The sequence below is a fragment of the Paenibacillus sp. JT22N15 genome (assembly GCF_059383755.1).
In genome coordinates this window covers 107,380-132,483 of record NZ_JBXENV010000005.1, presented here as the reverse complement: position 1 = coordinate 132,483, position 25,104 = coordinate 107,380, and the positions used below count along the sequence as shown (strand labels likewise).

Annotated in this window: 31 protein-coding genes and 5 tRNA genes; 3 read left to right on the top strand and 33 right to left on the bottom strand. The window is 42.8% G+C overall.

Annotation, left to right across the window (positions count from 1 at the left end; genetic code table 11):
- Nucleotides 1–184 precede the first annotated feature (184 nt).
- From AC50X8_RS11325 to AC50X8_RS11275, 11 genes are all read right to left on the bottom strand, one after another.
- Nucleotides 185–1,777, bottom strand: a complete 1,593-nt coding sequence (locus tag AC50X8_RS11325; RefSeq protein ID WP_494879808.1) for a hypothetical protein — start codon at nucleotides 1,775–1,777, stop codon at nucleotides 185–187.
- Nucleotides 1,774–1,971, bottom strand: coding sequence for an XRE family transcriptional regulator (locus tag AC50X8_RS11320; RefSeq protein WP_494879806.1), 198 nt, complete (start codon nucleotides 1,969–1,971; stop codon nucleotides 1,774–1,776). The genes AC50X8_RS11325 and AC50X8_RS11320 overlap by 4 nt, the downstream gene beginning before the upstream one ends.
- 649 nt (nucleotides 1,972–2,620) lie before the next feature.
- On the bottom strand, nucleotides 2,621–2,878 hold the full coding sequence (locus AC50X8_RS11315) for a hypothetical protein (RefSeq protein WP_494879804.1): 258 nt from the start codon (nucleotides 2,876–2,878) through the stop codon (nucleotides 2,621–2,623).
- Nucleotides 2,875–3,108 carry a hypothetical protein gene (locus tag AC50X8_RS11310; RefSeq protein WP_494879802.1) on the bottom strand — a complete coding sequence of 78 codons (234 nt, stop codon included), beginning with the start codon at nucleotides 3,106–3,108 and terminating at the stop codon, nucleotides 2,875–2,877. Before AC50X8_RS11310 ends, AC50X8_RS11315 begins: the two co-directional genes overlap by 4 nt.
- A 13-nt stretch (nucleotides 3,109–3,121) precedes the next feature.
- Nucleotides 3,122–4,045 carry a tyrosine-type recombinase/integrase gene (locus AC50X8_RS11305; protein WP_494879800.1) on the bottom strand — a complete coding sequence of 308 codons (924 nt, stop codon included), beginning with the start codon at nucleotides 4,043–4,045 and terminating at the stop codon, nucleotides 3,122–3,124.
- Nucleotides 4,046–4,166: 121 nt separating this feature from the next.
- Nucleotides 4,167–4,251: transfer RNA gene (locus tag AC50X8_RS11300), tRNA-Leu, on the bottom strand.
- A 28-nt stretch (nucleotides 4,252–4,279) separates the two neighbouring features.
- A tRNA-Lys gene (locus tag AC50X8_RS11295) sits at nucleotides 4,280–4,355 on the bottom strand.
- 18 nt (nucleotides 4,356–4,373) lie between these two features.
- Nucleotides 4,374–4,448 (bottom strand) — tRNA-Glu (locus AC50X8_RS11290).
- Between the two features lie 88 nt (nucleotides 4,449–4,536).
- Nucleotides 4,537–4,625, bottom strand: a tRNA-Ser gene (locus AC50X8_RS11285).
- A gap of 5 nt (nucleotides 4,626–4,630) precedes the next feature.
- Nucleotides 4,631–4,706 (bottom strand) — tRNA-Asn (locus tag AC50X8_RS11280).
- Nucleotides 4,707–4,761: 55 nt separating this feature from the next.
- On the bottom strand, nucleotides 4,762–5,244 hold the full coding sequence (locus tag AC50X8_RS11275) for a SprT family protein (protein ID WP_442952525.1): 483 nt from the start codon (nucleotides 5,242–5,244) through the stop codon (nucleotides 4,762–4,764).
- Nucleotides 5,245–5,468: 224 nt separating this feature from the next.
- On the opposite strand from AC50X8_RS11275, the gene AC50X8_RS11270 reads away from it, so the two are divergent.
- Nucleotides 5,469–5,819 carry a hypothetical protein gene (locus tag AC50X8_RS11270; protein WP_056034079.1) on the top strand — a complete coding sequence of 117 codons (351 nt, stop codon included), beginning with the start codon at nucleotides 5,469–5,471 and terminating at the stop codon, nucleotides 5,817–5,819.
- Between the two features lie 78 nt (nucleotides 5,820–5,897).
- Nucleotides 5,898–6,050 carry a cortex morphogenetic protein CmpA gene (gene cmpA / locus AC50X8_RS11265; RefSeq protein ID WP_099516750.1) on the top strand — a complete coding sequence of 51 codons (153 nt, stop codon included), beginning with the start codon at nucleotides 5,898–5,900 and terminating at the stop codon, nucleotides 6,048–6,050.
- 182 nt (nucleotides 6,051–6,232) lie between these two features.
- Here the strand turns inward: cmpA and AC50X8_RS11260 are convergent, their stop codons facing one another.
- The 6 genes from AC50X8_RS11260 to uptA form a co-directional block, all read right to left on the bottom strand.
- Nucleotides 6,233–6,874: a nitroreductase family protein gene (locus AC50X8_RS11260; protein ID WP_056034082.1), complete on the bottom strand. Its 642-nt coding sequence runs from the start codon at nucleotides 6,872–6,874 to the stop codon at nucleotides 6,233–6,235.
- 146 nt (nucleotides 6,875–7,020) lie between these two features.
- Nucleotides 7,021–7,485, bottom strand: a complete 465-nt coding sequence (locus AC50X8_RS11255) for an RrF2 family transcriptional regulator (protein WP_056034085.1) — start codon at nucleotides 7,483–7,485, stop codon at nucleotides 7,021–7,023.
- 102 nt (nucleotides 7,486–7,587) lie between these two features.
- Nucleotides 7,588–9,864 (bottom strand): Tex family protein, encoded by a 2,277-nt coding sequence (locus AC50X8_RS11250; RefSeq protein ID WP_494879997.1) that lies wholly within the window; start codon nucleotides 9,862–9,864, stop codon nucleotides 7,588–7,590.
- A gap of 197 nt (nucleotides 9,865–10,061) precedes the next feature.
- Nucleotides 10,062–10,697: an MBL fold metallo-hydrolase gene (locus AC50X8_RS11245; RefSeq protein WP_081418765.1), complete on the bottom strand. Its 636-nt coding sequence runs from the start codon at nucleotides 10,695–10,697 to the stop codon at nucleotides 10,062–10,064.
- 32 nt (nucleotides 10,698–10,729) lie between these two features.
- On the bottom strand, nucleotides 10,730–11,296 hold the full coding sequence (locus tag AC50X8_RS11240; protein WP_056034092.1) for a thioredoxin family protein: 567 nt from the start codon (nucleotides 11,294–11,296) through the stop codon (nucleotides 10,730–10,732).
- 59 nt (nucleotides 11,297–11,355) lie between these two features.
- Nucleotides 11,356–11,964 (bottom strand): undecaprenyl phosphate transporter UptA, encoded by a 609-nt coding sequence (gene uptA / locus AC50X8_RS11235; protein ID WP_056034095.1) that lies wholly within the window; start codon nucleotides 11,962–11,964, stop codon nucleotides 11,356–11,358.
- A gap of 147 nt (nucleotides 11,965–12,111) precedes the next feature.
- On the opposite strand from uptA, the gene AC50X8_RS11230 reads away from it, so the two are divergent.
- Entirely contained in the window at nucleotides 12,112–12,423 is a 312-nt protein-coding gene (locus tag AC50X8_RS11230) for a dehydrogenase (RefSeq protein ID WP_494879798.1), read from the top strand.
- A gap of 112 nt (nucleotides 12,424–12,535) precedes the next feature.
- Here the strand turns inward: AC50X8_RS11230 and AC50X8_RS11225 are convergent, their stop codons facing one another.
- The 16 genes from AC50X8_RS11225 to AC50X8_RS11150 form a co-directional block, all read right to left on the bottom strand.
- Nucleotides 12,536–12,715, bottom strand: a complete 180-nt coding sequence (locus tag AC50X8_RS11225; RefSeq protein ID WP_056034102.1) for an H-type small acid-soluble spore protein — start codon at nucleotides 12,713–12,715, stop codon at nucleotides 12,536–12,538.
- A 25-nt stretch (nucleotides 12,716–12,740) separates the two neighbouring features.
- Nucleotides 12,741–12,941, bottom strand: a complete 201-nt coding sequence (locus AC50X8_RS11220; protein WP_235533129.1) for a hypothetical protein — start codon at nucleotides 12,939–12,941, stop codon at nucleotides 12,741–12,743.
- Nucleotides 12,942–13,036: 95 nt separating this feature from the next.
- Nucleotides 13,037–14,482, bottom strand: coding sequence for a cardiolipin synthase (cls, locus tag AC50X8_RS11215; protein ID WP_494879795.1), 1,446 nt, complete (start codon nucleotides 14,480–14,482; stop codon nucleotides 13,037–13,039).
- A gap of 199 nt (nucleotides 14,483–14,681) precedes the next feature.
- On the bottom strand, nucleotides 14,682–15,638 hold the full coding sequence (locus AC50X8_RS11210) for a glycosyltransferase family 2 protein (protein ID WP_494879793.1): 957 nt from the start codon (nucleotides 15,636–15,638) through the stop codon (nucleotides 14,682–14,684).
- A gap of 13 nt (nucleotides 15,639–15,651) precedes the next feature.
- Nucleotides 15,652–17,058 (bottom strand): undecaprenyl-phosphate glucose phosphotransferase, encoded by a 1,407-nt coding sequence (locus AC50X8_RS11205; protein WP_494859551.1) that lies wholly within the window; start codon nucleotides 17,056–17,058, stop codon nucleotides 15,652–15,654.
- Between the two features lie 170 nt (nucleotides 17,059–17,228).
- The gene (gene rfbD / locus AC50X8_RS11200; RefSeq protein WP_494859549.1) at nucleotides 17,229–18,086 is read right to left on the bottom strand and encodes a dTDP-4-dehydrorhamnose reductase; all 858 of its coding nucleotides are present in this window, start codon (nucleotides 18,084–18,086) and stop codon (nucleotides 17,229–17,231) included.
- Nucleotides 18,083–19,105, bottom strand: coding sequence for a dTDP-glucose 4,6-dehydratase (gene rfbB, locus AC50X8_RS11195; RefSeq protein WP_494859547.1), 1,023 nt, complete (start codon nucleotides 19,103–19,105; stop codon nucleotides 18,083–18,085). Before rfbB ends, rfbD begins: the two co-directional genes overlap by 4 nt.
- A 9-nt stretch (nucleotides 19,106–19,114) precedes the next feature.
- Nucleotides 19,115–19,672, bottom strand: coding sequence for a dTDP-4-dehydrorhamnose 3,5-epimerase (gene rfbC, locus AC50X8_RS11190; RefSeq protein WP_494859545.1), 558 nt, complete (start codon nucleotides 19,670–19,672; stop codon nucleotides 19,115–19,117).
- 14 nt (nucleotides 19,673–19,686) lie between these two features.
- Nucleotides 19,687–20,430 (bottom strand): sugar phosphate nucleotidyltransferase, encoded by a 744-nt coding sequence (locus tag AC50X8_RS11185; RefSeq protein WP_494859543.1) that lies wholly within the window; start codon nucleotides 20,428–20,430, stop codon nucleotides 19,687–19,689.
- Between the two features lie 24 nt (nucleotides 20,431–20,454).
- Nucleotides 20,455–21,582, bottom strand: coding sequence for a dTDP-4-amino-4,6-dideoxygalactose transaminase (gene rffA / locus AC50X8_RS11180; RefSeq protein WP_494859541.1), 1,128 nt, complete (start codon nucleotides 21,580–21,582; stop codon nucleotides 20,455–20,457).
- Nucleotides 21,569–22,102, bottom strand: coding sequence for an acyltransferase (locus AC50X8_RS11175; RefSeq protein WP_494859540.1), 534 nt, complete (start codon nucleotides 22,100–22,102; stop codon nucleotides 21,569–21,571). Before AC50X8_RS11175 ends, rffA begins: the two co-directional genes overlap by 14 nt.
- Nucleotides 22,099–22,428: an EamA family transporter gene (locus AC50X8_RS11170; protein WP_494859538.1), complete on the bottom strand. Its 330-nt coding sequence runs from the start codon at nucleotides 22,426–22,428 to the stop codon at nucleotides 22,099–22,101. The genes AC50X8_RS11175 and AC50X8_RS11170 overlap by 4 nt, the downstream gene beginning before the upstream one ends.
- Nucleotides 22,425–22,784 (bottom strand): EamA family transporter, encoded by a 360-nt coding sequence (locus AC50X8_RS11165; protein WP_494859536.1) that lies wholly within the window; start codon nucleotides 22,782–22,784, stop codon nucleotides 22,425–22,427. The genes AC50X8_RS11170 and AC50X8_RS11165 overlap by 4 nt, the downstream gene beginning before the upstream one ends.
- Nucleotides 22,768–23,481 carry a WbqC family protein gene (locus tag AC50X8_RS11160; protein ID WP_494859534.1) on the bottom strand — a complete coding sequence of 238 codons (714 nt, stop codon included), beginning with the start codon at nucleotides 23,479–23,481 and terminating at the stop codon, nucleotides 22,768–22,770. The genes AC50X8_RS11165 and AC50X8_RS11160 overlap by 17 nt, the downstream gene beginning before the upstream one ends.
- Nucleotides 23,482–23,513: 32 nt before the next feature.
- On the bottom strand, nucleotides 23,514–24,455 hold the full coding sequence (locus AC50X8_RS11155) for a hypothetical protein (protein WP_494859532.1): 942 nt from the start codon (nucleotides 24,453–24,455) through the stop codon (nucleotides 23,514–23,516).
- Nucleotides 24,439–25,104: an LbetaH domain-containing protein gene (locus tag AC50X8_RS11150; protein WP_494859530.1), complete on the bottom strand. Its 666-nt coding sequence runs from the start codon at nucleotides 25,102–25,104 to the stop codon at nucleotides 24,439–24,441. The genes AC50X8_RS11155 and AC50X8_RS11150 overlap by 17 nt, the downstream gene beginning before the upstream one ends.

Genomic DNA, 25,104 nt, shown 5'->3' with positions numbered 1-25,104 from the left:
ATTGTACTCTTCTCCTGTTATAGATAATAAAGAGCATCTACCCTTAGATAGATGCTCAGAATGATAATATTTAGTTAGCGCTTTCATTAAATTGCATGAATAAACACTCCTACGAAAGGAATGCCCTTCCTGCCATCGTTACTTGATTGCAATTGCTCATCAAATTAAGTAGTAACAGCAATTTTTACGCGAATGTAGCTGTTACTCCTGTAACCTTTCCTTTAAACTCCCAATTTCCTAGTGCTGTCGTAGTTGCTCCATCCGATTCCAAAAATGATTTGTCCTGTACGTCTAAGTATGCCTTTCCACCTCCACCGTTATAGACCCTAAACCAACGTTCATTACTAAACCATAGTTCCAAATCTCCAAAAGATTGCCCAGCAGCCCCAGCTTCCGATAGTTGCAAATATCCTGAACTGTCATTATATTCTCTATAAATTCGATTTACCTTCAGATCCTCTACATCAATATATTGCGATCTAATTTTACCTGCATTAATCTGATCAGCTGACACAGTACCTGTATAGACACCATTTGCATCAATGTACGTCATCTTAGGCGAATTAGTCATTACTCCACCCAGCTGAGCTGCTGTTGGCTGTTCTGTTACCTGAGTCCACGAAATCCTAGCTTCAGGAGCAATAAATACGTTTTTGCCTACATACAGCGTTTCCAGTGATGAAGACTTAAACTTTCCATCCCCTGTCAGTACGCTTGCTCCATTAACCTTCAAATCTCTAGCATTAACAACACCATCTATGAATAGGTTTCCAGTATTCACATCGTAGTACAACATATCAGTCCATGTTGGCGCTGATATTGTTCCAGCATTCTTTTGAAACTTGAAACCCTCTGTAGCATTCAACATTGTTCTGATTGTAGAATCCGATTTCATAACATATAGCCCATTCTCTGAGTCGATTGTAACGCCATTGTAAGGCTTCATTAGCTGCACTAGTTCACTTTTATAAGCAGGATCAAGCTGATTTGCTGGAATCCCTCCTGTGACGGTTAGCTTGCCACCTTGGATGGTTACACCGTTACCATCAACCTTAAATATTTGTTGACCATGTACGTCTGATGCATCGATTTCAAGATTCGTACCAGCAAGAAGCTTTCCGATTATTCTTTCGCCAATAATCATACTTTTTGTACAAAGATCAAGATAGATTTGCTCTGTCAAAACCTTCATACCCTGTTTTTCCAATATCGTTGATTGTATTAATTTCTTGCAATCGTTCTTGGTTAACTGATAAACAACTAGTTCACCACCAACCCCTTCAAAGGAAATATCATTGTATACATTTTGATATACCTCTTTGATACTTTGTCCTTGTAAAAGATATTGCTCAGCTTTGTCAGTGCTCTCCACTGTTTTAATTCCTGCTGCCCAAATAGCAACACCATTCGTATCATCCATCCTACGATCTTCAATTCTGAAGTTATCTGATGAAGAAATGCTATACAAATGAGAAGAATCTTCTTGAACAATACCTATCAATACCTCTAGTGGAATAGCTGTATTGTCTAAGCAAACTTCTTTTACAATTAACCCTAAATTTAATACGCTTTTATCTTTGTGGCTAAGGAAAATGTCCATGATTTGATAAGCATATTTCATGTTCCCTGAACAAAAGATAACCATATTATCCACTTTCCATAGCTTCACACCTGATTCATCTACTCGATAAATCTGTCCATTAATTGTTGTTGAAATAGCTGCATCAGAACCCATAATAATGGTTTGTCCTGTTTGTATAACTAAGCATGCACTCATGATTCTATTCTCCCCTGATGTGAATCAATATAATTTTTGTATTTCTCTTCGTTCTCTTTAGACAAATTATATCTACCATCCTCATAGCGGCTAACCATAGCAAGATCGCAATCTAAAAGGTCTGATAATTCCCCTAATTTGATGTACTTCATAATTCGTTTAATTCTGTAATTCTCTCTTGACTCTTTTCCCATTCTGTAAACCTCCAATATTATTTTCATAAAAATGCAAAAAAAAGGAGCGAGGAGTTTCCTCCCCGCTTTAACTACCTATTCAAAATAAATTATTCGACGGAACATCTTCTTCACTGAAATTATTATAGCACACTTATTCTATATTGTCAAATATTTGATTTTAACTTATTTTTATTGGTTTTTTTAATGATATATGATTAAAATTGAGTTTTTTACCGAAACTTTTTTTAAAAAAATATGCCGAAAACCTGATATGCCTAGTATTACTTCATATTATATATGAATCCTCCAGTTCAAAAGGACTTGAACAAACAATCCATCTTCATTCTCATTAGGCATAGCGCTAGCACCTGTAGCTTATATGGGCAACAAAGAAGTTTTAATGCCGTTTATTATAGAAGATGTACTACTAACATTAACCAAGCTACAGTAGCAGAGTTCAAGAGAAGATTATTACAATATACGGTGCTAGAAATCGTACAAAAGAGCCTATCAGGTGAAGCAACTGATAAGGCTCTTTCAATGTTAGTCCATGTACTGAACGATAATCTACAAAGCTTACGGGCATTTAACAAACAGACTACGGCAGCAAGTTCAAAAATCACAAGATGGACGAGCTACTGGAGACGTTCAAAATCGATCGATCACCCTATGATTCCCGACCTAGATTGTAAGATAAAATGCTTTTTTCAAGCCGTGTATCTAACAGTTCGGTGCGACAATCAATTTCTGCCATATGTAGCGTTGTCATAACTTCCTCAACAGTCTCCAAATTCAGAACGCTAGTACCTCGTTTATGAACTAGCATCAACAATTCTGAAATTATTTCTTGATATGTCTTTAGTTCAAAACACAATTCATCCTCGCGGCATACGAGTCGCTCGTATTCCTCGAAGTCTTCGCTCATTTTACGACCCCCTGCTCAAAGGAAGTCAACAACAATTCCCTTCCTGCTCTCAGACACTCCATTTTGGCTTGTATAGCTTGTCTACGCTCAGTCAAGGTTGTGTCTCCATACTCTTTAACAAGTCGCAAATGGGCTTGTGTGATGGCAAAGAGTTTGTTAAAGGATTCATCGTCCATTATACACAATACGCGGTGAAGTGAGATGGCGTTGTTCAAAATTTCAATCGTCATATACTCATCCATCCTATACATCTAAGTTATTGAGTGGATTAAATTTTTGATTCTGGTCACGCAGAGCAGTACCCCATATTGAAAGATAGCGTTGGGTAATGTTCAATTGACTATGACGAAGCATCTTTTGGAGTGTAAAAATATCGCAACCGTTCATAAGCATTCTATGGGCGAAAGTGTGTCTGAACGTATGACAAGAAAGTCGAACATCCTTGAAAGCCATTGCCTTTTTCAATCTCATGAAAATTGACTTAACAGCATCAACCGCTAACTTCCCATTCTTGCGGTCACTTACAAAAACATAATCCGATAACTCTTTGAAATACTGTTTGCAGAAAACTTGATATTCCGCAAGTTCCTTGACCAATTTGTCAGTAAGGGGAATTGAAGATTGTTCCCTTTTCTTACCGTAAACAGTAACAGTTCCAGATTTGAAATCCACATCATTCCATTTGAGATTAATTAGTTCGCCTAGACGGATTCCTGTTCCAAGTAACGTGATGATAATTGTGTAATCTCTGTATGCATGGAACGTTCTCTCACGTTGTTTAATTCGGCGGTAGTAGTTAAGCATCTGGCTGATGTGATTATCGTTGAATGCTTCTATTTTAATATCTTCTTTAACGTAGAACAATTTCTTGATTGGATTTTTCTTGGATTCGATAACTTCGATTTCTTCAAGATGGTTGAAGAAAATCTTGATTGAGTGAAGTTTTGAATTTCTCGTAGTCGGATTGTTACCTCGTTCCTTTTGGCAATAAATCAGATACGATTTGATTATGGGCTGCGTAACATCTTCGACACTAACAACTTCCTGTTCAGCACAATACGTTTGAAATTCCCTCAAGGTCATCAGATACGATTCAATCGTTTTAGGTGATAAATTCTTGTACTCTCGGTCATCCTTGAACTCTTGTATAGCAAATTTTAACAACAAGAAAACCACTCCTTAATCAGAATTTTAATGTTCTGAAAAGAAAGTGGTTTGTGTTTTTAGAATCGTGTGCAGATATGCCCACTATCTAAAATATGCTTAGTAAAACCTTAAAGTCGAGTTATGGTGCGGTAGACAGGATTTGAACCTGCACGTCCATTGGACACTACCCCCTCAAGATAGCGTGTCTGCCGTTCCACCACTACCGCACATTTAGGGAAGTCTTACAAGAAAAGATGGTGAGTCATGTAGGATTCGAACCTACGACACCCTGATTAAAAGTCAGGTGCTCTACCAGCTGAGCTAATGACTCGCACTAACAAAAAATAAATGGTGACCCGTAGGGGACTCGAACCCCTGTTACCTCCGTGAAAGGGAGGTGTCTTAACCACTTGACCAACGGGCCTTAAATGTCGCACACTGTGATATTAGGCGTAAAAAAAAGACCGGCATGTTGAACGGCCTTCCGTTACAATCACTTTTGAGAAAAAATATGGCGGAGAGAAAGGGATTCGAACCCTTGCGGCTGTTACACCCTAACGCTTTAGCAAAGCGCCCCCTTCGGCCTCTTGGGTACCTCTCCATGTGTGGCTCCCCGAACAGGACTCGAACCTGTGACAACTCGATTAACAGTCGAGTGCTCTACCAACTGAGCTATCAGGGAATATTTTGTTTTTTCTCAGTGTTGCCTGTGAACCGCGGCGACAAGTAATAATTTATCATGTATCTGAATTTAAGTCAAGCGTTTTTAAAAATAATTTTCCACGACATTTTCCGCACGCATATTTTGCAGGATTTATCCGCCTTTTTCGCATGTATTCCATCCCGCATTCCTTGCATACAAGCTTGTACCGAAATGGCTCTACACGGCGCTCCGGCAGCGATTGGCAGTACCTCGAACCGCCCACCTGAGCAAGCAGCCGCTTAAAATCCTCATCCCGGTGACGATAGCCTCTTTTCAAAATATGTAGATGATAATGGCACAGCTCATGCTTAATTATTTTTTCTGTTTCGTCCACACCGAACGTCGATAGTTGATAAGGGCTAATTTCAATATTATGCGACTTCATAAAATATCGTCCGCCCGTTGCCTTCAAACGACCGTTAAAAGTTGCCAGATGTTTGAATGGCCGTCCAAAGCTTTCCAAGGACACCCGCTCCACCCATTGCTGAAGCTCCTCGTCTTTCATCGTCTGCACCATAAATCTTGATTCTCCCTTGTTCATTTGTTCTCTTGCACTCTAGTTTGCCAAATAAAATAACAACCGTAAAGAGGGCCAAAAAAGTGCAGCAAATTCCCTCGTTTTTCTGGCATTTTTGCAGCCCATACGCTACACTGTCAAGTAGTGATGCACTTTTATGGCACAGCAGCAATAAACAGCTGCATGATGCAGCGAATGTTTTGAGGGGAGAATCCAATCATCTTATGCCAACGATGCGTTTTGTACTAATGAAAAACAATGATCAGGTCTTCTTTGTAGAAATGCCTGATACGCATGCCTATCAATTAAGCGCCCTTAACTTGCGCCTGCACAAGGAGCTGGACAAGCTTACTGCTGAGCAGGTGCCTGCGCTTCCATATGCGATTGCTGAATGTGACCGCGTAGAGCTCCATGACAGCTCGATTCGCATTGCTTCGGGCTTAGACTACATTAACGAGTTGGAACGCGAATTTGCGGCTGTTAAAGAGTCTGCTTACCCGCTTATTGCGCTGCTCACGGAAATTCGTGCGCTGCAAGCTCAGCTTGAGCAATGGTACGAAGATGAAATCGGCTAAATAGGACCTGCACGGACATTCGCCCTTCCCCATATGGTAGTAATACATCAGGGATGACCGGGAGGAGGGCGATCCACTATGCCGCAGTGGCTGTGCAATCAAATGATGCGTGCGTTTCATAAGAAAGATCGCAGGCAAATTAAGCTGCTAAATGAATGCTGGTATTTTTATCGCAGCAAGCAAAGCACCAAGGATACGGACAATAACAACGAATTGACGATTCGCCATTGAGCGTCATAGCAAGCGTAAACGGCTGTCGCTGTCCTCTGGCGGCAAAGCTGCCGTTTCTAGGGTGAAAGATAAGAATTTATAAGGGTGCAGCTTATACATTCTTATCTTTTTTAAAAAAAAGAAGCCTCCGGCTCCCACTAATTGCAGTGGCTGCCAGAGGCTTCTTCGTTTATGATTATGAATTACATTTTGTTGAAAAATGCAATGTCGTTGATCGGCAGACGCGTACTCGGATGTCCGGTTTGGGAAGCTTTGCCGATTGGCAGCAAAATGTTCAATGCATAACGCTCTGGAATGTTCAGCAGCGCTCTTACTTTATCGCGATCGTAGCCGCCCATAGGCACGGTATCATAGCCTTTGGCTTTTGCTACTTGCATAATTTGCATCGATACGAGGCCTGCATCAAATACAGTCACTTCATGCAGACGTTCCTTTGGAATGGATGTGTACAGCTTTTGCGAGTTGGCAGCGAACGATTCGCTCATCTCTTTGGTCATAAGGCCAGCTTCCGCCATTGAACCGTAAATCTTTTCAGCATTCTTATACATTTCCAGGTCGCCCAACACGACGATAACAGCTGCTGCGTCCACAACCTGCTGCTGATTGTTCGAGATAGGCAGCAATTGCTGTTTGAGCTCCTCGTCCGTTACAACTAGAAAACGCCAAGGCTGCATGTTCGACGATGACGGTGCTTTAGCGGCAATTTCCAAAATTTCCGTAATTTCCGCTTCTGTCATTTTTGCAGTATTGTCATAGTGGCGCACCGAGCGGCGATCGCTTAATACTTGATAAAAAGATTGATCCAGCTGTGTTTGTACAGTCATGATAATTCCCTCCGAATATCGTTTATATAAGTGCAATTCTTACTGTGCGTAATATAACACAGTTGATTTCAAAAAAAACATCTGCTACACAAGCAATAGTATAGTCCTCCATCTACTCACTTGTCAATCGTATATTTCTAACTATTTTATAGTTGGTTATCTGTTACCTTTTTAAGGTCGCAAACCCGTCTCGTCAGCTGTTCAATTGTCCCTTGACCAAGCATTTCGAGCGCGCTATTTTTGACTCCTTCAGAAATTTCACCAAATGCCTGACGCATTTCCTGTCCAAATTCATGCTCTCCAGTCGTCTGCTCCAGCCCTTTGCATAAAGGCTCGCCTAGTTGAAGCGCTAAATACACATCTGCGAGCGTAATTGCGCCTGCAGAACGGCTTAGCTTGTAGCCTCCGTCCTTGCCTTCCTTCGTTGCCAAAAGCCCCTCGCGGGCAAGCTCCGCCATCACGCGACGCAGCAGCGTTGGCTCGACCTGGAGCCGTTTTGAAATTTCTGCGCTTGTGCATGGCTGATCCTTATGAGCAAGCACAACGAGCGCCTGAAGCGCTATGCCAAACCATTTATGATGGGGAAAAGTGCTGCATTTCTCGGCTTGCATAGATAGTCATCCTCTCTGTCACATAACAGGGTCATTCATTATATTCCCTGTTAAGTATGACGGACTTGCCGGCAATCGGCAAGTCCGTCTTTCAAGCTTTTATTAACCTGGCTTGCGCATCGTAAGGCCAACGCGCCCTTTTTTCACATCTACGGTCAGTACCCAGACGGTAACGGTATCCCCTACAGAAACAACGTCCATCGGATGCTTCACGAATTTATCGCTTAATTGGGAAATATGGACGAGCCCGTCATTTTTAAGCCCAATATCGATAAAAGCGCCGAAATCGATGACGTTGCGAACCGTGCCCTGCAGCTCCATGCCCGCTGTCAAATCCTCCAGATTCAGCACCTCGGTATGAAAAATAGGAGCGGGAAGCTCCTCCCGCGGATCGCGTCCGGGACGCAGGAGGCTGTCCACAATGTCGCGCAGCGTTGGAACCCCGACGCCAAGCTCAGGAGCAACGGAAGCCACATCAAGCTCTGTCAGCTTCTGCTTCAGCTCTTCCGAGCCAAGCTGGTTCAGCTTAACGCCCAGATGGGCAAAAAGCTTGTCCACGACCGCATACGACTCGGTGTGGATTGGTGTCGCATCCAGCGGATTGGCCGCTTCAGGAATGCGCAGGAAGCCGATACACTGCTCGTACGCTTTCGCACCAAGACGCGGCACCTTTTGCAGCTGCGCCCGCTTCACGAAACGGCCATTTTCCTCGCGGTATTTGACGATGTTGCGAGCTGTTGTTGCATTAATGCCTGCCACATAGGACAGCAGCGACGCTGAAGCCGTATTAACGTCTACACCAACATGGTTAACCGCTGACTCCACGACAGCGCCCAGGCTTTCATCCAGGCGCTTCTGGCTCACGTCATGCTGGTATTGGCCGACGCCGATTGCCTTTGGCTCAATCTTGACCAGCTCGGCCAGCGGGTCCTGCAGCCTGCGTGCAATGGACACGGCGCTGCGCTCGGCAACGTCAAGCGAAGGGAATTCCTCGGCTGCCAGCTTGGAAGCCGAATACACGCTCGCCCCTGCCTCGCTGACAATAATATATTTCAGCTCGAGACCAGGCGCAGCTTGGCGGGCTTTAATCAGGTTCGCAATAAATTGCTCCGTTTCCCTTGAGGCCGTCCCATTGCCAATGACAATCAGCTCGACTTTATATTTATCAATCAGGCCATTAATTAAACGCTCCGCTTCCACTACTTTATGATGCGGGGCAGTCGGATAGGATACAGCCACCTCCAGCAGCTTGCCTGTATCGTCTATGACCGCCAGTTTGCAGCCTGTGCGGAAGGCGGGATCGACGCCAAGCACGACATTGCCGCGAACAGGCGGCTGAAGCAGCAGATTGCGCAGATTTTCCGAAAAAATCGAAATCGCGTGCTCCTCCGCTTTATCCGTCAGCTCACCGCGAACCTCGCGCTCAATGGACGGCGCTATCAAGCGTTTATACGAATCCTCAATGACGGCAACGAGCACGCTTCGCACCGCTTCAGCTGTATGATTCCGTAAAATTTTACGACCAACATGCTCATGAATCCGCTCTGTGGACAATTCGAATGCTACCTTCAGCACATCCTCGCGCTCGCCGCGATTAATCGCCAGCACGCGATGAGGAGGCAGCTTGCGCAGCGGTTCATTGTAGCTGTAGTACATTTCGTATACAGACTCCGCTTTCGCATCACGTGCCTCGGTACGAATAAGCGAATGATCAAACGTATGCTTTCGCACCCAAGAGCGAATCGACGCGTCATCCGCTATATTTTCAGCCAAAATATCCATTGCCCCTTGCAGCGCTTCCTGAGCGCCGGGAACACCTTTGGCCTCATCGATATATTTAGCAGCCTCGGCGAGCGGCTCCCCTTGACGGGGCTGCGACCAAAGCCACTGGGCAAGCGGCTCTAATCCACGCTCCTTCGCCACGCTCGCCCGCGTCTTGCGCTTCTGGCGATACGGCCGATATAAATCTTCGATTTCCTGCAGCTTTACGGACGCATTGATGGCTAAGCTCAATTCCTCGGTTAGTTTGCCCTGCTCGTCGATAAGCCGGATTACCTCACGCTTGCGCTCTTCCAAATTACGCAAATATTGCAGTTTTTCCTCAATCGCTCTAAGCTCGGTTTCATCCAGCTCGCCCGTCATTTCCTTGCGGTATCTGGAGATAAACGGAATCGTATTGCCTTCATCCAGCAAGGCGACAGCCGCTTTCACTTTAGTAACCGGGATAGACAGCTGGGCAGCTACGCCTTTAATAATCCGTTCATTTTCCGCAGCTATTTGCTCCGCTGTCCGTTCCACCTTGCCAGTTGGTCCATCGAGTGCTTCACTCGTTATATTCGTCGTCGTATTTGCCAAGCGGTACGCACCGTCCTTTTGCATTTTCATAGCCTGCTTGTTTTGCCGCAGGTGGGCTTCTCCCTATTTTACCATTATGTTGGGCAAGTGTTCAAAATCATTGAACCGCCTATACATTTCAAATGTGCACAGCTACCGGATTCAGCACAAAAAAACCGCCTGCCGCAGGCGGCAAATGCCACGCTGGCTGACGGTTATATTGCTTGTAAAAGCCTAAGCGATTATCGCGTAAAAGGATTATTCGCCTTCTCAAAGCCAATCGTCGTCCGCGGGCCATGCCCCGGATATACTTTAACCTCATCAGGCAGCTTGTAAAGCTTGCCCTGAATGGAATCGTATAAATCCCGCTCGCGGCTGCCCGGCAAATCCGTACGTCCAACGGAAAGCCTGAACAGCACGTCGCCGGAAAAAAGATCGTTGCCGCGCAAAAAGCTCACGCTGCCTGGAGAATGCCCCGGCGTATGCATAACGCGAAATTTCTCGCCCAGCAGCTCCAGCGTCATCCCTTCATCCAAGGCGTATTCCGCCGGATCGGTCGTCAGCGGCGGCGTTACTTCCTGCCAGCGCATGGAACCATTTTTCCCAGCATCCGTCAGCCAGTCGGCCTCCAGATCGTGAATATAAACTGGGCAGCCTGCCGCTTTGCGAACCTCATCCACACCGCCCATATGATCGAAGTGGGCATGCGTCAGCAAAATCGCCTCAATATGCGTATCGGCAATCCGCTTCAGCACACCTTTCGGGTTCATGCCCGGATCAATGATGAGGCCCCGTTCCTTGCCTGTTTCCTCATCCTTTACCGTGAGCAGGTAACAATTTGTCTGGAGAGGTCCCAGCGCAAATGACTCAACTCGCATTTCACTCATGATCAGCGCTCCTATTCTTCTGTTTAGAACGACTCCAGCAGATCGCGCAGCTCTTTCACAATAACCGAATGATAGCCTGTGCCTTCGCCGTAACGGCGGCCCATTTCTTGGCGAACAAGTCCAAGCTTGTCTTGATAATCCGCTGCTTCACGGTCTGGATTTTCCAGCTTGAATGCGGTCATCGCTTCTTGAACATGCTTAGGACGCGGTCCCCATTGTCCGAGCACATGGCCGCCTGTATCTGCAATAATAACGATCGGCACCGCGCGGCCGCCCATGGTCAAAAACTGCTCCATCGTATCGAGATGCTCCTCCATAATGAGCACCTCTGTTGGAACGCCGCTATTTTCGAGCGCACGGAATACAACCGGAATATTGCGAATGACATCGCCACACCATTCTGCCATTAAAATCAAGCAGCGCAAATCGTCGCGGTTGTTCAGCGATTCGAAAAATTCACGATCGCTTTCATCCGTCCATGCAAACTGATTGTACCAGTCTTGAAAAGCCTCTTTATTTTTCTCCATGCCGTCGATGAATTGCTGCGGGCTAATGCCTTTATTCAATTTCTCTGCTACGCTTTTGCTCATAATTAATTACCCTCTTTCTCCTGTTATATGTATCGTAGGTTCATGCGGATCAGGCTGCATTACGCTGATTTCTTACGTGATTTTCTAAATTTATAAAGCGAATAAACAATGATTAACAATACTGCGAGAATAATAGCTGGAAGCACATAATCCTTCGCCTGCTCATGAATATTTTCCCAATTTTCGCCAAGCGAGCGGCCCAAATGGACGAACAATAGCGCCCATGGCAGGGAAGCAGCTGCGGTAAGTGCAGTAAACAGCCAGAAATTCATCTTCGCCATGCCTGCAGGAATCGAGATGACCTGACGCATGACGGGAACGAAACGGGCTGTAAATACAATGCCGGAGCCATATTTTTTGAACCATTCTTCGGCTAGGTCGACATGCTTCTTTTTAATTTTAATATATTTTCCGTATTTCTCCACCAGGGGACGTCCGCCGAATCTGCCGAAAGCATACAAAATCCAGTTTTGCCCAACCGCGCCGAGCGTTCCAAAAAAGACGGCGCCCGCGTAGGAAATTTCGCCTTTGTACACCAAGTAGCCGCCAAAGCCGAGTACAATCTCGCTTGGAATGACCTCCATCAGCAAACCGATCAAAATCCCAAAGTAGCCAAGGCTTTCAATCCATAAAAGCAGGGTATGCAAAATCTCCGAAATGCTATCCATCACGCTTGCCTCTCACATCCTCTCTAAACTACTGCTTCGTTTGTTATTCTACCACACCGAAGGAAGGCTCATCCAGTCGAAACCGTGCAGGTGACGTTCATACGGGCGGAAGCATACATATAGAGGAAAGAGAGGAGCGGGTCTGCCATGAAGCCTACTGCCCAGAAGCATGACTCAAGCCTGCCTACCGCTCGCAAAATACGGCGTGCCTGCAGCAATGAGCTGTACCGTACGGCCAAACGTTTGAAGCTGTGGGTGTCCAAAGAAAAGCTTGATCAGGCGGAAAATTTGTATTTTAAGAAGGTAGCAGTCAATCTGCTGTGGATTCACGAGCATAAAAGCAATCGCAAGCTGCTCGTGGATTGGTGGGATGAGAACGTCTCTGCTGAAATCGCCGAGCTATGGGAGACGGACCGAGCGAAGCTAAGCGAAGCCTTCCGCGAGTCGTTTGGCGGGTAAGATGCCCGGCCTGTGGGCATACGAAAAAAGCAGGGTTTTTCTATGGGCCGCTGGCCTGAGAAAATACCCTGCTTTTCATGATATGCTTAGGCTGCGCCTCTTAAAGCGGGAATTACTCTTCCCGCAGCCGCTCCACCGATACCGTTTCCGTATTTAATGGATTGGAGCCCACCTGTACGGTTGCCATGCTGTTCGCTACGTCTACATGCTCGATCCATACGGCTTTCCCATCGAGCTGCACTCCAATTGTTTGCGATGAATCATAGATCTGCTTGGCGCGCGAAACGTCCATCAGGATCCCTCCTTAAGCTTAATTGCTATCTGCCCTCTTCCTCCATCGTATCGGTCGTCGATTCATCAATAAGGCCGTTATGAGGCGTTACATTGCCTCCTCCAAGCCCTTCGTTCACCATACGGTCAATATCCATAAAATAATCGGAGCGCCCTTCATGCTGGGCGTCAACGCCTGTACCATTAGTTGTGTTTTCGCCTGCTGGTTGATCATTCATATCTGTCATTGCCATCCCTCCTTTCTTTAAACAGCTCCTTGCCTACTTGCAAAATATGCCCGATCGGACACTTGTTCATTCATTCCTGCCGTTCAAGTGCCCGCTTATAATAATGGAGACAGCAGATGCGCAGCAGCTTCCGCCATTTTCTGAAGGACTGGCCGCTCCGAAAAACGGTTCAAGCTCAGCTCCTCGCTATCCCGCTCATCCTGCCGAAAATCCCGCTTCAGCTGCGAAATAGATCCCGCATCAAATAAAAGCGCATTTTGCTCATAATTGTTGTAGAAGCTGCGCATATCCATATTCGCCGTTCCCACTGACGCCAGCATGCGATCAATGATGAGCACCTTGGCGTGTATAAATCCTTTTCGATAGCGAAACACCTTAATCCCCGCCTTAAGCAGCGGCTCTACATAGGAGAGCGTAGCCCACAATACAAGCTGGGAATCCCCTTTGCCCGGAATAATAATTCGCACATCGACGCCGCTCAGCGCCGCTACGCGAAGCGCCATCAGCAATCCCGGATCAGGTATAAAATAGGGCGTCGACAAGCATATGCTTTCTTTCGCAGCCATTACCGAAGCAACGACTGATTCCAAGATCGGCTCCCCGATTTGATCAGGGCCTCCAGGCGTAATCAATACGGGATCGTTGCCTTCACAATGATGCAGCGGCATATAGAGCGCTTCGCTCAGCTCTTCTTTTGCAGCAAAAGCCCAATCGCTCCTGAACAGCTGCTGTAAAAAATAAACCGCATCTCCCTCCAGCTGCACATGGGTATCCCGCCAAAACCCAAGCTTCGGATTTTTACCCAAATACTCATCGCCAATATTAATACCTCCAACGAAGCCGATTTTGCCATCGATGACTACGATTTTACTGTGATTGCGGTTGTTCAGCCTCCGCTCGTACCAGGCATGGCGCGGCGGCAAAAAACAGCTTGTCTGAATGCCAGCCGTATTAAGCTCGTGAATATAGGCCTGGCTTAGATTCATGCTGCCGATGCCGTCATACAGCACGCGAACTTTTACCCCCGCCCTTGCCCTCTCGATCAAAGCTTGCTTGAAGCGCTGTCCGATTCTATCATCCCGTATCGTATAATAATCAAGATGAATAAAGCTTTGTGCCCGGCTTATCGCCGCCAAGATCGCCTCGTAGGTATCGTGTCCATTTTGGAGCACATCGACCTTATTGCGCAGCGTAATACAGTGGCCTTTCGAAGCCGTCAACAGCCGGAATAGCTGTTCTTGCCCATCAAGCTCCTGTCTTGCCTTCAAATCAGCAAAGCTTTGCGCATTTTGCGTCAGCTCCCCGGCTTGGAGAAGCTTCTCTTGAGCCAGCCGTTTATGTGTATGGCTGCTTTGGCGATTCACCGGCCGTGCAAGCAGCAAGTAAAGCACAATCCCTAAAATCGGCAGCAGCATCGTAATCGTCATCCAGGCAGCTAGGCGTGCAGGCCTACGATATTCCATTGTGAAGATAAATACAAATTGCAGTAAATAAAGCCCTAGAACGATGGCTAGGGCAATTGTAATCAACCAAACGGACATAGTAGTCCCCCTTGCATCCCCCATATAACCTGCGTTCGTGCGCTTGCTGTTTTAGTGTCGGCGGTTCAAGGTTTCCTTATGCGTTCATTTTTTTCAAGTTAAACGGAAGGCAAATCACATTGAAGATAAAAAAAGCATGCCAGCCTGATTTGATAAACCAGGTGACATGCTAGGCTGTGCGGTTCATTTTCGTCCCGTGCTAACCAGTGCGCTTCATCGTTGCCGAAGTATCATTGACTCTGTGCATCCGGTCCCATATCAGCTTATGCATACTGAAATGCCGGCACAAAAATAATGGGAGCCGCTTATGCTTAATGCCGAGCTTGTAGCCAATGAGCTTCGCAGCCGATTCCGCAACCAGTACAGGAATCAAGTGATAACGCCGTTCTTTCAGCAAGCATTTGAGCTGGGTTTTTACCAGCTTGAAACCGGGTTTTCCCACCTTGCTGTATGGGATAATCCATTCATTTCGGCACATGGACACCCCATTATCAAAGAAACGCCTGAACTGCTGCAGTACCGTATATTCATGGGAGTGATACACACCAGCTTCAGCAGCATAAGCAATATTATAGCCATTCATCACACAAGTAGCCGCCATAAACATATCCTCATTGAAGATAACCGGTGCGTCAAAGCTGCCCATCTCATAAAAGGTTTCCCTCCGGTACGCCGCGCACACATTTGAGCAAATGAACGTCTGAATGCCCATTTGGTCAATATCCGCTTTAGATTTCAAACGTGGTTCTAGCGGATAGTTTGATTCCCGCGCAAGCCGTTCCAGTATGCCAGCATTTGGATAAGGGATTTGTCTCGCATAAGAGCAGGCCGTTCTCTCGTCTGCCAGCAGCGGCTGGATCAGCTTTTCAAGTAAATAGTCATCATAAGGAAGGGCGTCCTGCGTCATAAATACGAAAAAATCGCCTTTAGCTTGAGCCGCCGCCGCATTTCGTGTTCCCCCATGGTCAAATTCACTGCGCTGCACGGACATCAACCGCGTTCCCAGCTTTCGCGCCCGTTCGACCGTACCGTCCTCTGAAGAAGAATCCATTATAATAATTTCGTAGGGACGCAGAGTCTGTTTTTTCAGCCGCTCCACCTGCTCAGCCAATCCCGCCCCCGCATTTAACGTTGGTATGATAACTGATACTTTCACATCCGTACTGCGGTCAGTAAGCATTTTTATTGACAAACCCTCTCACAATCGTCATTACGATAATTTTCAAATCCAATATAAACGTCCAGTTCTCGATATAAAAAATATCATGGACGATGCGTTCCTCAATCGATGTATCGCCACGCAGCCCGTTCGTCTGTGCCCAACCGGTTATACCAGGGCGAATCTGGTGCTTGATCATATACTTCGGAATTTCTTCCTTGAACTGGCTGACGAAATACGGACGCTCAGGCCGCGGACCGACGACGCTCATATGCCCGAACAGCACATTGAAAAACTGCGGAAGCTCATCTAGACTCGTACGGCGCAGGAAGCTGCCAAATTTCGTACGCCGCGGATCATTTTCCACCGTCCACTGCGTGTTGGAAACCTCACCAGTCGATACGCGCATCGAGCGGAATTTATACATAAAAAAGTTTTTGCGATCAAGCCCCATCCGTTCCTGCTTAAACAACACAGGACCAGGGGAAGTGAGCTTGATCCCGACTACCGTAGCTAGCATAATGGGGGACGTTAAGATAATTGCGATTAAGGAAAAAATAATATCAAAGCCACGTTTCAGCACGCGATTGCTGAGCTCATCCAGCGGCACATCCCGCACATTAATAAGCGGAATACCCGCAAAATTATCAAAGAACGGCCTAGCCGGCAGCAAATCGAAAAAGTCCGGTATAATTAGCGTCTTCACGCCTGTCTTTTCGCATGTCTCAATAATTTGCGCGTATTTCTTATGCGCTTCTAACGGAAGCGCTATAATGACCTCGTCAATCGTTAGCTCGTTCAGCTTCGCCTCAAGATCATCCAGGCAGCCGATAATCGGCTTCATGGTCTGAAACTCTTCCGCATGCTCCTCCTGGTAATCATCAAGGAAGCCGACTGCTTCATAACCGAGTTCCGGACGCCTAATCAATTTCTCGTAAAAGCTTCGCCCCACTGAGCCTGCACCAACAATAAGCACATAACGCTTGTTATACCCGCGGCGACGGAAGGAGAACAGCATTGACTTAATTACATACCTATATAACGATACCGCAATAATATTCATTACAAAGAAAATAACAAGAAACTCCCGGGAAATATGTACTTCGCCTGTAAAATAAAACAAGCTCAGCAAACCAAGAAAGCTAATCGTCTGAATTTGAATAATTTTCAATACTTCATAGGAAAAGTTTTTGCGGCGTTTGGGTGAATAAAACTGCAAATAGAAGCCCACAACAACAGCTGAGAAAGAATAAACGGTTCCCCAAAGCAAATAAGTAGAAAACGGAATGGATTGAACATAATCAAGCAACTCACTGTAAAACTTAAGCCAATACGCTGCTAAGAAAACGATTAGCGTACACAGAAGATCCGCCAACATATATAATTGCGTTAAAATCCTTTGATTCTGTCGGATCATTACAGCGCACTCACCTACATTCTATCAAATTTCGACTCTACTAGCATTGTAACAAAATCTAGGAGAAGATAAAACCCCGCTTCCAGTGAGCGGGGAATGAACCAATAATTAATTGAAATTTGTTTTATTAAATAATATATAGTGATACAGCAGTTTCATTTCGATAAAAGTTAAACATCAACATTTTCAAGAAAATGCTGAAGTGCTTCTTTCCATGGACGCAACAGTTTGAATCCCGTACTTCTTATCCCACAGTGATCCATTACGGAATATGCTGGACGAGGGGCAGGCCTTGGAAATTCATTCGTCGTACATGGTTCTAAATTCAATTTATAGCCACTCTCTTCAAAAATAGCTTGTGCAAACTCAAACCACGAGCATATTCCTGTATTTGAAGCATGATAAATGCCATAAAAATCGCTTTGAACAAGTTCCAATAAGAACTCCGCTAAATCATACGTATATGTTGGAGAACCAATCTGGTCAGCTACTACTTTCAAATTATCTTTCTCTTTACCTAACTTAAGCATGGTCTTCACAAAATTATTGCCATGTCTGCCATATACCCAAGACGTGCGTACAATAAAAAAACGATTATGCAGGGATTGAACAGCCTGTTCCCCACCTAATTTGGATTTGCCATAAATCGTTTTAGAGTTTGTCTGATCATATTCGTTATAAGGCACTGAAGAGGTTCCATCAAAAACATAATCAGTGCTGATGTAACAAAGCTTTGAACCCACTTCCCTTGCTGCGATAACTATATTACGCGTCCCAACCATATTCACACGAAAAGCCTCGTCCGGTTCGGACTCGGCTTTGTCTACTGCTGTATAGGCTGCACAATGAATAACAACATCGGGCAAATGCTGTTTGAGCACTTCCCGACATTGAATTAAATTTGTAATATCAAGGGTATCACGCCCAAGGCCAATAATCTCCGCCTGCTCTGTCTGCCATTCCGTTATTTCACGGCCCAACTGACCGTTAGCACCAGTCACGATAATTTTCAGCTTAGACTGCTTCATGCGTTCTCCTCCAAGCGCTCCTTATACTGAGTATCGTAATATTGCTGGTAGGAACCGGATATAACCTGATTCATCCACTCTTTATTGTTTAAGTACCATTGAATCGTTTCTTTGATTCCGCTCTCATATGCAAATTTCGGCTTCCATCCGAGCTCGTTACGTATTTTATCAGCATCAATGGCATACCTGCGATCATGACCTAAACGATCTTTTACATACGTAATAAGTGATTCCGGTTTCCCTAGCTCCGCTAGGATGGTTTTAACCACATGAAGGTTATCGCGCTCATTACTTCCTCCAACATTGTATACCTCACCATTGCGCCCTTTGTGTAAAACCAGATCAATTGCGCTGCAATGATCTTCTACATATAACCAGTCCCTTACATTCAAACCATCGCCATATACAGGAAGAGGCTTATCCTGAAGGGCATTTTGAATCATGAGCGGAATGAGTTTTTCTGGAAATTGATAGGGGCCATAATTATTAGAACAACGAGTGATATTAACAGGTAAGCCAAAGGTTTCATGATAAGCTCTTACAAGCAAATCCGCCCCAGCCTTACTTGCGGAGTAAGGGCTGTTTGGAGCAAGCTGCGTTTCTTCGGTAAATAATCCAGTATCGCCAAGCGTTCCATATACTTCATCTGTAGACACCTGCAAAAATTTATTGATGCTGTATTTTTTCGAAAGATCTAGAAGAGTTTGAGTCCCCATAATATTCGTTTGCACAAAAATTTCAGGATGCAAAATGCTGCGATCCACATGCGACTCAGCAGCAAAATTAATTACTGCATCTATTCCTTCTGCAAATAACGGTTCAAGTGCCTCCCGATCAGTAATATCAATCTTAAGGAAGGTATAATTTGAGTGTGCCTCAATTGAACGCAAGTTTTCTAAATTCCCCGCATAAGTAAGTGCATCAACATTAATAATTTTATATTCAGGGTATTGATTAATCATATATAAAACAAAGTTGCTACCTATAAAACCGGCGCCGCCGGTTACTAATATTTTCATTTTAGTAACTCACCCTTCGTAATCAAAATTAATATCTGCATCGGTAAGCACAGGGTGCTTACTATCTTTATCCGAAAGTATTGGCTTAGAAGTCGGCCAATCAATAGCAAGTGCAGGGTCATTCCAAGCAATTCCCCGGTCATTCTCAGGTGAATAAAGTTCGTCAACTTTATATTGTACCTCACTATTTGCAACAATCGTACAAAACCCATGTGCGAATCCCTGAGGTACAAGCAGTTGTCTTTTATTAGCTGCGGAAAGAATAAAGCCCTGCCACTTACCAAAGGTAGGAGAATTCTTGCGAATATCAACGACAACATCATAAATCGCACCAGCAGTAACCCGAACCAGCTTGGTCTGAGCTTTCGGACTTAATTGATAATGGAGACCACGGAGTACACCAGCTTCTACAGAAAGAGAATGGTTATCTTGAATAAACTTAATGTGAATGCCATTTTCCTGAGCCGTTTTTTCGTTATAGCTTTCAGTAAAAAAACCGCGATTATCTCCATAAACTGCAGGTTCAAGAAGCCTTACACCTTGCAGCTTCGTATCCATTACTTTCATACGTCACCTGCTCTTTAAAGTTTAAGTTTCCCAAATTCCACACCAAATGTTAGTTCATTAGCCATTGCATTTGCTTTTGTCAACGAAGCATGTGTTCCTGCATCGGTCCACCAACCATGTAAAACATCATAAGACAACTCATTTGCTTCAATATACGCATTGTTGACATCCGTAATTTCTAATTCGCCGCGACCAGATGGCTTCAGCGTTTTAATAATTTCAAAGACTCTGCTGTCATACATATATATTCCCGTAACAGCGTATTTACTCTTAGGTTCCTGCGGTTTTTCCTCAATAGAAACAATTTTATCTCCTTGAAGTTCAGGAACACCATAACGCTGAGGATCGTGAACCTCTTGAATGAGGATTTTAGCTCCCTTATCTTGCTGATTAAAATCTTTCACAAAATCAGCAATGCTGTCTTCAAATACATTATCTCCAAGAATAACGACCATCTGATCACCGTTAACAAAGTTTTCAGCTAATCCGAGCGCCTGAGCAATACCTCCCGCTTCATCCTGAACTTTATAAGTAAAACTTGCCCCCATATCGCTGCCACTTCCAAGCAAATTAACAACATCGCCCATATGGTCTTTGCCGGTTACAATCAAGATGTCTTTAATTCCTGCTTCTTTTAATTTATGAATGGAATGAAAGATCATTGGGTATTTCCCTACCGGAAGTAAATGTTTGTTTGTAACTTTGGTTAAAGGATACAGTCTGGAACCAGTTCCACCTGCCAAAATAATACCTTTCATCTGCATACACGCCCCTATTTTTATTTACATGTAAAATCTATTTATGCTTTCTACTACTCTAGCAATATCACTTGATGACAATTTATAATACATTGGCAGCCTAAGCAACTTCTCGCTTTCCAAAGTTGTATGAATATCTTCTCCCCAAAATGTAGCATATTGCTCCCCTGCTTGCGAAGAATGCAACGGAATATAATGAAATACAGATTGTATCTCCAACTCTTTCAAATATTGAGTCAATTTAGTTCTTTCTTCAATCGATTTGCACTTTAAAAAGAACATATGAGCATTATGTTCGCATTCCTCAGGAATGTAGGGTAAGTGGATGTCACCTCTAGTTTCAAGCTCCAACAATCCATTGTAATAGTGGTTCCAGCTTGCAAGACGATTATCATTTATTTCTTCAGCTTTTTCAAGTTGAGCATACAAAAATGCGGCATTTATTTCACTTGGCAAATAAGATGAGCCAATATCCACCCAAGTGTATTTATCAACTTGCCCTCGGAAAAATCTTGAACGGTCTGTACCTTTTTCACGGATAATTTCCGCTCTTTCTATGTATTGCTCTTTATTGACTAATAGGGCTCCTCCCTCACCACAATTGTAGTTTTTGGTTTCATGAAAACTGTAGCAGCCCATATGACCAATAGTACCTAAATACCGCCCCTTATACTTACTCATAACACCTTGAGCCGCATCTTCAATAACCACTAGATTGTACTTCTCGGCCAATCCCATAATTGTATCCATTTCACAAGCAACACCTGCATAATGCACAGGAACAATAGCTTTAGTTCTGGCTGTAATAGCAGCTTCAATCAAAGTCTCATCTATATTCATTGTATCGGGGCGAATATCTACAAATACAATTTTAGCCCCTCTCAATACAAAAGCGTTTGCCGTAGAAACAAATGTATAGGAAGACATGATGACCTCATCGCCTTCCTTTATGTCAGCCAATATGGCTGCCATTTCTAAAGCATGTGTGCAAGAAGTTGTTAACAAAGCTTTAGGCGTATCAAATGTTTTCTCCATCCATCTGTTGCTTAACTTCGTGAACTCGCCATCTCCTGAAAGCTTTCCACCTACAATAGCTTTCTGAATATTGGCCTGCTCAGTACCTGTCACTGCAGGAACATTAAATAGAATCATCGATGATTTCTCTCCTTTTAATCACTACCGCTGGGGTACCTATTGCAATGGAATAGGGAGGAATGCTTTTTGTGACAATAGAGCCTGCTCCAATAACACACCCTTCTCCTAAAACTACTCCAGGCAATATCGTTGTATTTCCTCCAACCCATACATTGTTCTCTATAATTACTGAACCTGCTGTATCTGGAAGATTTAAATATCGGTAGTCATGAGAAGCTGAAAACACAACTACATTGGGCCCTAATGCGATATTGTCACCTAGTATAATTTCTGCTTCCTTTATTTGATAGGAGCCGTAAAGTTGACAACCTCTATTAATCCAAACGTTATTTCCAATAGTAATTTTTGACGGATATCTATAATAGGTTTTATAATCAAGATTATTATTTTTTCCGTACTTTTTAAAAGCTACTTTAAAGATAACTTGCCTCATAAATGGAGGGAATATTTCAAGAAAAATATAAAACAAGTTAAAAACATAAGAATACAAACTAAATAAAAACTGTTTCATTTTCATAAGTTAAAAACAATCACCCCTATGATAATAAATACTGTCGACAATACCGTTTGTTTTGTGTATCTTTCTTTCAAAATCACATTAGAAAGTATTAAAGTACTCACATAATTCAAAGATATAATAATGGTAAGACTTTTAAAGCTTATATGTTTCAAAAGATAAACAACCACAATTGTAGATAAGAAAAACAAACTGTAGCCTATTAACGTTTGAATATTAAACTTTAAAATGGACTTCTTTTCATTTATATTCAATGCTCCGAGTTTCAAAAAAATCTGTGCAAAACTATTAATTAAAACAAGTATAACAATTACGAACACTATCATTTAGTCTCACTCTTTATGTTCTGAATTACTATGCCTATCATTATTATTAACACTCCCAAAATATTATTAAGAGTAACTGCTTCATTAAAAATAAAATAACTGAATATAAGTATAAAGACATTATTCAACGAGGTTAGAGGATAGGCTACCGAAAGATCTATCTTTCTCAACGTTATTTGCCAAAAGATTGCCTGCAAAAACAGGCATACAATTGCAGCCAGGTAATAACCATTAAGCATCACTAAAAAGAAACTATCTTTTTGTAAATCAGTAGCTGCAAATTTAGATAAAACAGAAGAAACGGATTGAAAAATTACACTCAATAATAAAAAGATATAATTAATACTCCATCGCATCTTTATTATTTCTCCATCCCCAGATAAAATATGCTGAATCAGGGCCCGTATGAAACAAAACATCAAGAATAGTAACAAAATGCTCGAATGGAGGATGAAATTGTGAATATTCCGGATAGTTCGAATAGTCTTTATAGATTAAATTTATACCGGCCTCGCGGAATCTTTCCTCTTCAATATAGGCTTTAGCCGCGGGTCCTGAGATATATTGTTCTGTTTTTACTTCTTGGAGCAGGCTTATCAGTTTGTCTAGCTTTTTACTCTTTATATTAAATTCACTTGAATCAACAAAGGTTGCTTTAATTCCTAAAAACTCTTTTGATATATGTTCTATTACATATTGATTAAATTCTGATAATCTGCTCCATTCACGCTCAAGATAAATATGCTCAAAAAAATCTTTATATTGATGGAAATATGGAGCTTTAGAATAAGTCATTTTAATTTCATTCCAATGCTTTGCTGCCCAGTTTGATGGTGGCAGCTCTACCTCATTTATGAGCCTGTCTTCTCTTGAACCTACGGGTACAGTAAGCCATTTCAGACCTGAATTCGTCTTTACTTTGTTTCTATTTCTCCAATCATTTTTCGTGTATTGTAAATCATCATGAAAGATAAAAATATCAGAATCGTTGATTATATCAAAATAACCCTTCCACGGAATATAATTCGACTGTATTACAGATACCGTATTCATAGTCTTCTCCTCAATAGTCAATTTCATTGCAATCAAATAAGATTTTTGATAATAGTGACTGTTTGATATGCTTTTTCCTCACTAAAATTTTTATCATTAAACAAATTGATAATATTCGAATGTAAACTTTCTGCTTTAGGGGAAAAGCCTTCAGTGAATATCCCCTTTAAAGAAGCGTAATGTGTGCTGGCAAATAAATTATTTTCAAAAAGCATATTAATAATTTCATCCCTATTAGGAACTTTAATGTTAAATCTCCAAAGCTGGAACTCAGGGTCAAGCTTAATACGATCTGGAAGATTATCAGCATAAATCTTATTTATTCTGTTTTTCATCTTAATACTATCCCTATATTCTCGCTCAACTTGCCTAGAATATTCTTCAAATGATGTTTTCACAATAGAGTTATCCAGCCATTCTGAATCTTTATATATATAAGAAGAACGTTCCTTTAGATTCTGCTTGTAGTCTTTGACTAATTCTTCATGCATGAATTCATTATATTGAAGGGTATGTTTTTTGTATTTAACATCCCGATTGATTTGTGCAAATCCTCCAAAACCTAAATCGACTATTTTAGAATATCCCGTGCTGTATAAAATTACATCAGCATAAGTCCTAACATGCTGTAGATTCGGCACAGCAAGACATTTATCATCAATAATCATAAAATCTTCGCTTATTTCCTTTATACTTTTGAAAAAATCCTCAAATGAGTTATTCACTCCAAATGTCCGAACAAAAAAAACACCAGCGTATTGCTCTGAGTTTAATTTAAGCTTCTGTAGAGCCACTTCTTCATCCATGCATAATGTTTCATTACATATATCTATAAATTCAATTCTTTTATTTGCTTTAAAAAAAGTGATCGGAACGATTGGACACACATTTGAAGGTAGTAAGAAAATTTTATGATCTGGAATTTCACTCAACAAATTATATATAATTGCAGAAGCTCTAGGTTCTAGGATCATGCTTATACTCCTTTGCTGGATTGCCAAATACAACTTTATTCAACTGCACATCCGTTAGTACATTTGAGCCCATACCAATAAATGCATAGTCGTTTATTTTAATATCCTCTCTAATGGAAGAGTTTAAACCAACAAATATGCCATTCTCCATCTTAATATTTGACCCGATACAAACAGAGGCAGCAATATAATTATTATTTTTCATTTGAGTATCGTGCTCAACCACCACATTAGAGTTAATAATATTATAATTACCAATTCTCACGTTAGTTTGAATTGAACAATGAGACAGAATTACATTTCCAACACCAATCTCCACATTTTTGGAGACGTATGATGTTGGATGTATAAACGTGTAAAATTTGCTGATTGGTATTTCGTAGCTATCAAGAAGTTTAGCCCTCTCCATCATTTTTTCAGGTTTGTAAAGAGAGTATATATACTTTACATCAGAATACTTTCCAAATTGATTTTGGAGATTAGCAGTGGAACAAAGAATAGGATATCCATTTATAGATGCTCCTAACGAAACATCATCTATAGAGAAGCCCAGAAACTCCGTCTTTTCTCCATGCTTAATTTGAGCATCCATTATTTGATCTGCAATATTAACAGCCGTACCTTTACCACCGATAATTATGATCTTCAT

Bases quoted from the DNA above. Each gene is read 5' to 3' on its own strand.
- AC50X8_RS11325 (WP_494879808.1), bottom strand. From the start codon at position 1,777: ATGAGTGCATGCTTAGTTATACAAACAGGACAAACCATTATTATGGGT.
- AC50X8_RS11320 (WP_494879806.1), bottom strand. From the start codon at position 1,971: ATGGGAAAAGAGTCAAGAGAGAATTACAGAATTAAACGAATTATGAAG.
- AC50X8_RS11315 (WP_494879804.1), bottom strand. From the start codon at position 2,878: ATGAGCGAAGACTTCGAGGAATACGAGCGACTCGTATGCCGCGAGGAT.
- AC50X8_RS11310 (WP_494879802.1), bottom strand. From the start codon at position 3,108: ATGACGATTGAAATTTTGAACAACGCCATCTCACTTCACCGCGTATTG.
- AC50X8_RS11275 (WP_442952525.1), bottom strand. From the start codon at position 5,244: ATGGTGCAGACGATGAAAGACGAGGAGCTTCAGCAATGGGTGGAGCGG.
- AC50X8_RS11270 (WP_056034079.1), top strand. From the start codon at position 5,469: ATGCCAACGATGCGTTTTGTACTAATGAAAAACAATGATCAGGTCTTC.
- cmpA (WP_099516750.1), top strand. From the start codon at position 5,898: ATGCCGCAGTGGCTGTGCAATCAAATGATGCGTGCGTTTCATAAGAAA.
- AC50X8_RS11260 (WP_056034082.1), bottom strand. From the start codon at position 6,874: ATGACTGTACAAACACAGCTGGATCAATCTTTTTATCAAGTATTAAGC.
- AC50X8_RS11255 (WP_056034085.1), bottom strand. From the start codon at position 7,485: ATGCAAGCCGAGAAATGCAGCACTTTTCCCCATCATAAATGGTTTGGC.
- AC50X8_RS11250 (WP_494879997.1), bottom strand. From the start codon at position 9,864: ATGCAAAAGGACGGTGCGTACCGCTTGGCAAATACGACGACGAATATA.
- AC50X8_RS11245 (WP_081418765.1), bottom strand. From the start codon at position 10,697: ATGCGAGTTGAGTCATTTGCGCTGGGACCTCTCCAGACAAATTGTTAC.
- AC50X8_RS11240 (WP_056034092.1), bottom strand. From the start codon at position 11,296: ATGAGCAAAAGCGTAGCAGAGAAATTGAATAAAGGCATTAGCCCGCAG.
- uptA (WP_056034095.1), bottom strand. From the start codon at position 11,964: ATGGATAGCATTTCGGAGATTTTGCATACCCTGCTTTTATGGATTGAA.
- AC50X8_RS11230 (WP_494879798.1), top strand. From the start codon at position 12,112: ATGAAGCCTACTGCCCAGAAGCATGACTCAAGCCTGCCTACCGCTCGC.
- AC50X8_RS11225 (WP_056034102.1), bottom strand. From the start codon at position 12,715: ATGGACGTTTCGCGCGCCAAGCAGATCTATGATTCATCGCAAACAATT.
- AC50X8_RS11220 (WP_235533129.1), bottom strand. From the start codon at position 12,941: ATGACAGATATGAATGATCAACCAGCAGGCGAAAACACAACTAATGGT.
- cls (WP_494879795.1), bottom strand. From the start codon at position 14,482: ATGTCCGTTTGGTTGATTACAATTGCCCTAGCCATCGTTCTAGGGCTT.
- AC50X8_RS11205 (WP_494859551.1), bottom strand. From the start codon at position 17,058: ATGATCCGACAGAATCAAAGGATTTTAACGCAATTATATATGTTGGCG.
- rfbD (WP_494859549.1), bottom strand. From the start codon at position 18,086: ATGAAGCAGTCTAAGCTGAAAATTATCGTGACTGGTGCTAACGGTCAG.
- rfbB (WP_494859547.1), bottom strand. From the start codon at position 19,105: ATGAAAATATTAGTAACCGGCGGCGCCGGTTTTATAGGTAGCAACTTT.
- rfbC (WP_494859545.1), bottom strand. From the start codon at position 19,672: ATGAAAGTAATGGATACGAAGCTGCAAGGTGTAAGGCTTCTTGAACCT.
- AC50X8_RS11185 (WP_494859543.1), bottom strand. From the start codon at position 20,430: ATGAAAGGTATTATTTTGGCAGGTGGAACTGGTTCCAGACTGTATCCT.
- rffA (WP_494859541.1), bottom strand. From the start codon at position 21,582: ATGATTCTATTTAATGTTCCTGCAGTGACAGGTACTGAGCAGGCCAAT.
- AC50X8_RS11175 (WP_494859540.1), bottom strand. From the start codon at position 22,102: ATGAAAATGAAACAGTTTTTATTTAGTTTGTATTCTTATGTTTTTAAC.
- AC50X8_RS11170 (WP_494859538.1), bottom strand. From the start codon at position 22,428: ATGATAGTGTTCGTAATTGTTATACTTGTTTTAATTAATAGTTTTGCA.
- AC50X8_RS11165 (WP_494859536.1), bottom strand. From the start codon at position 22,784: ATGCGATGGAGTATTAATTATATCTTTTTATTATTGAGTGTAATTTTT.
- AC50X8_RS11160 (WP_494859534.1), bottom strand. From the start codon at position 23,481: ATGAATACGGTATCTGTAATACAGTCGAATTATATTCCGTGGAAGGGT.
- AC50X8_RS11155 (WP_494859532.1), bottom strand. From the start codon at position 24,455: ATGATCCTAGAACCTAGAGCTTCTGCAATTATATATAATTTGTTGAGT.
- AC50X8_RS11150 (WP_494859530.1), bottom strand. From the start codon at position 25,104: ATGAAGATCATAATTATCGGTGGTAAAGGTACGGCTGTTAATATTGCA.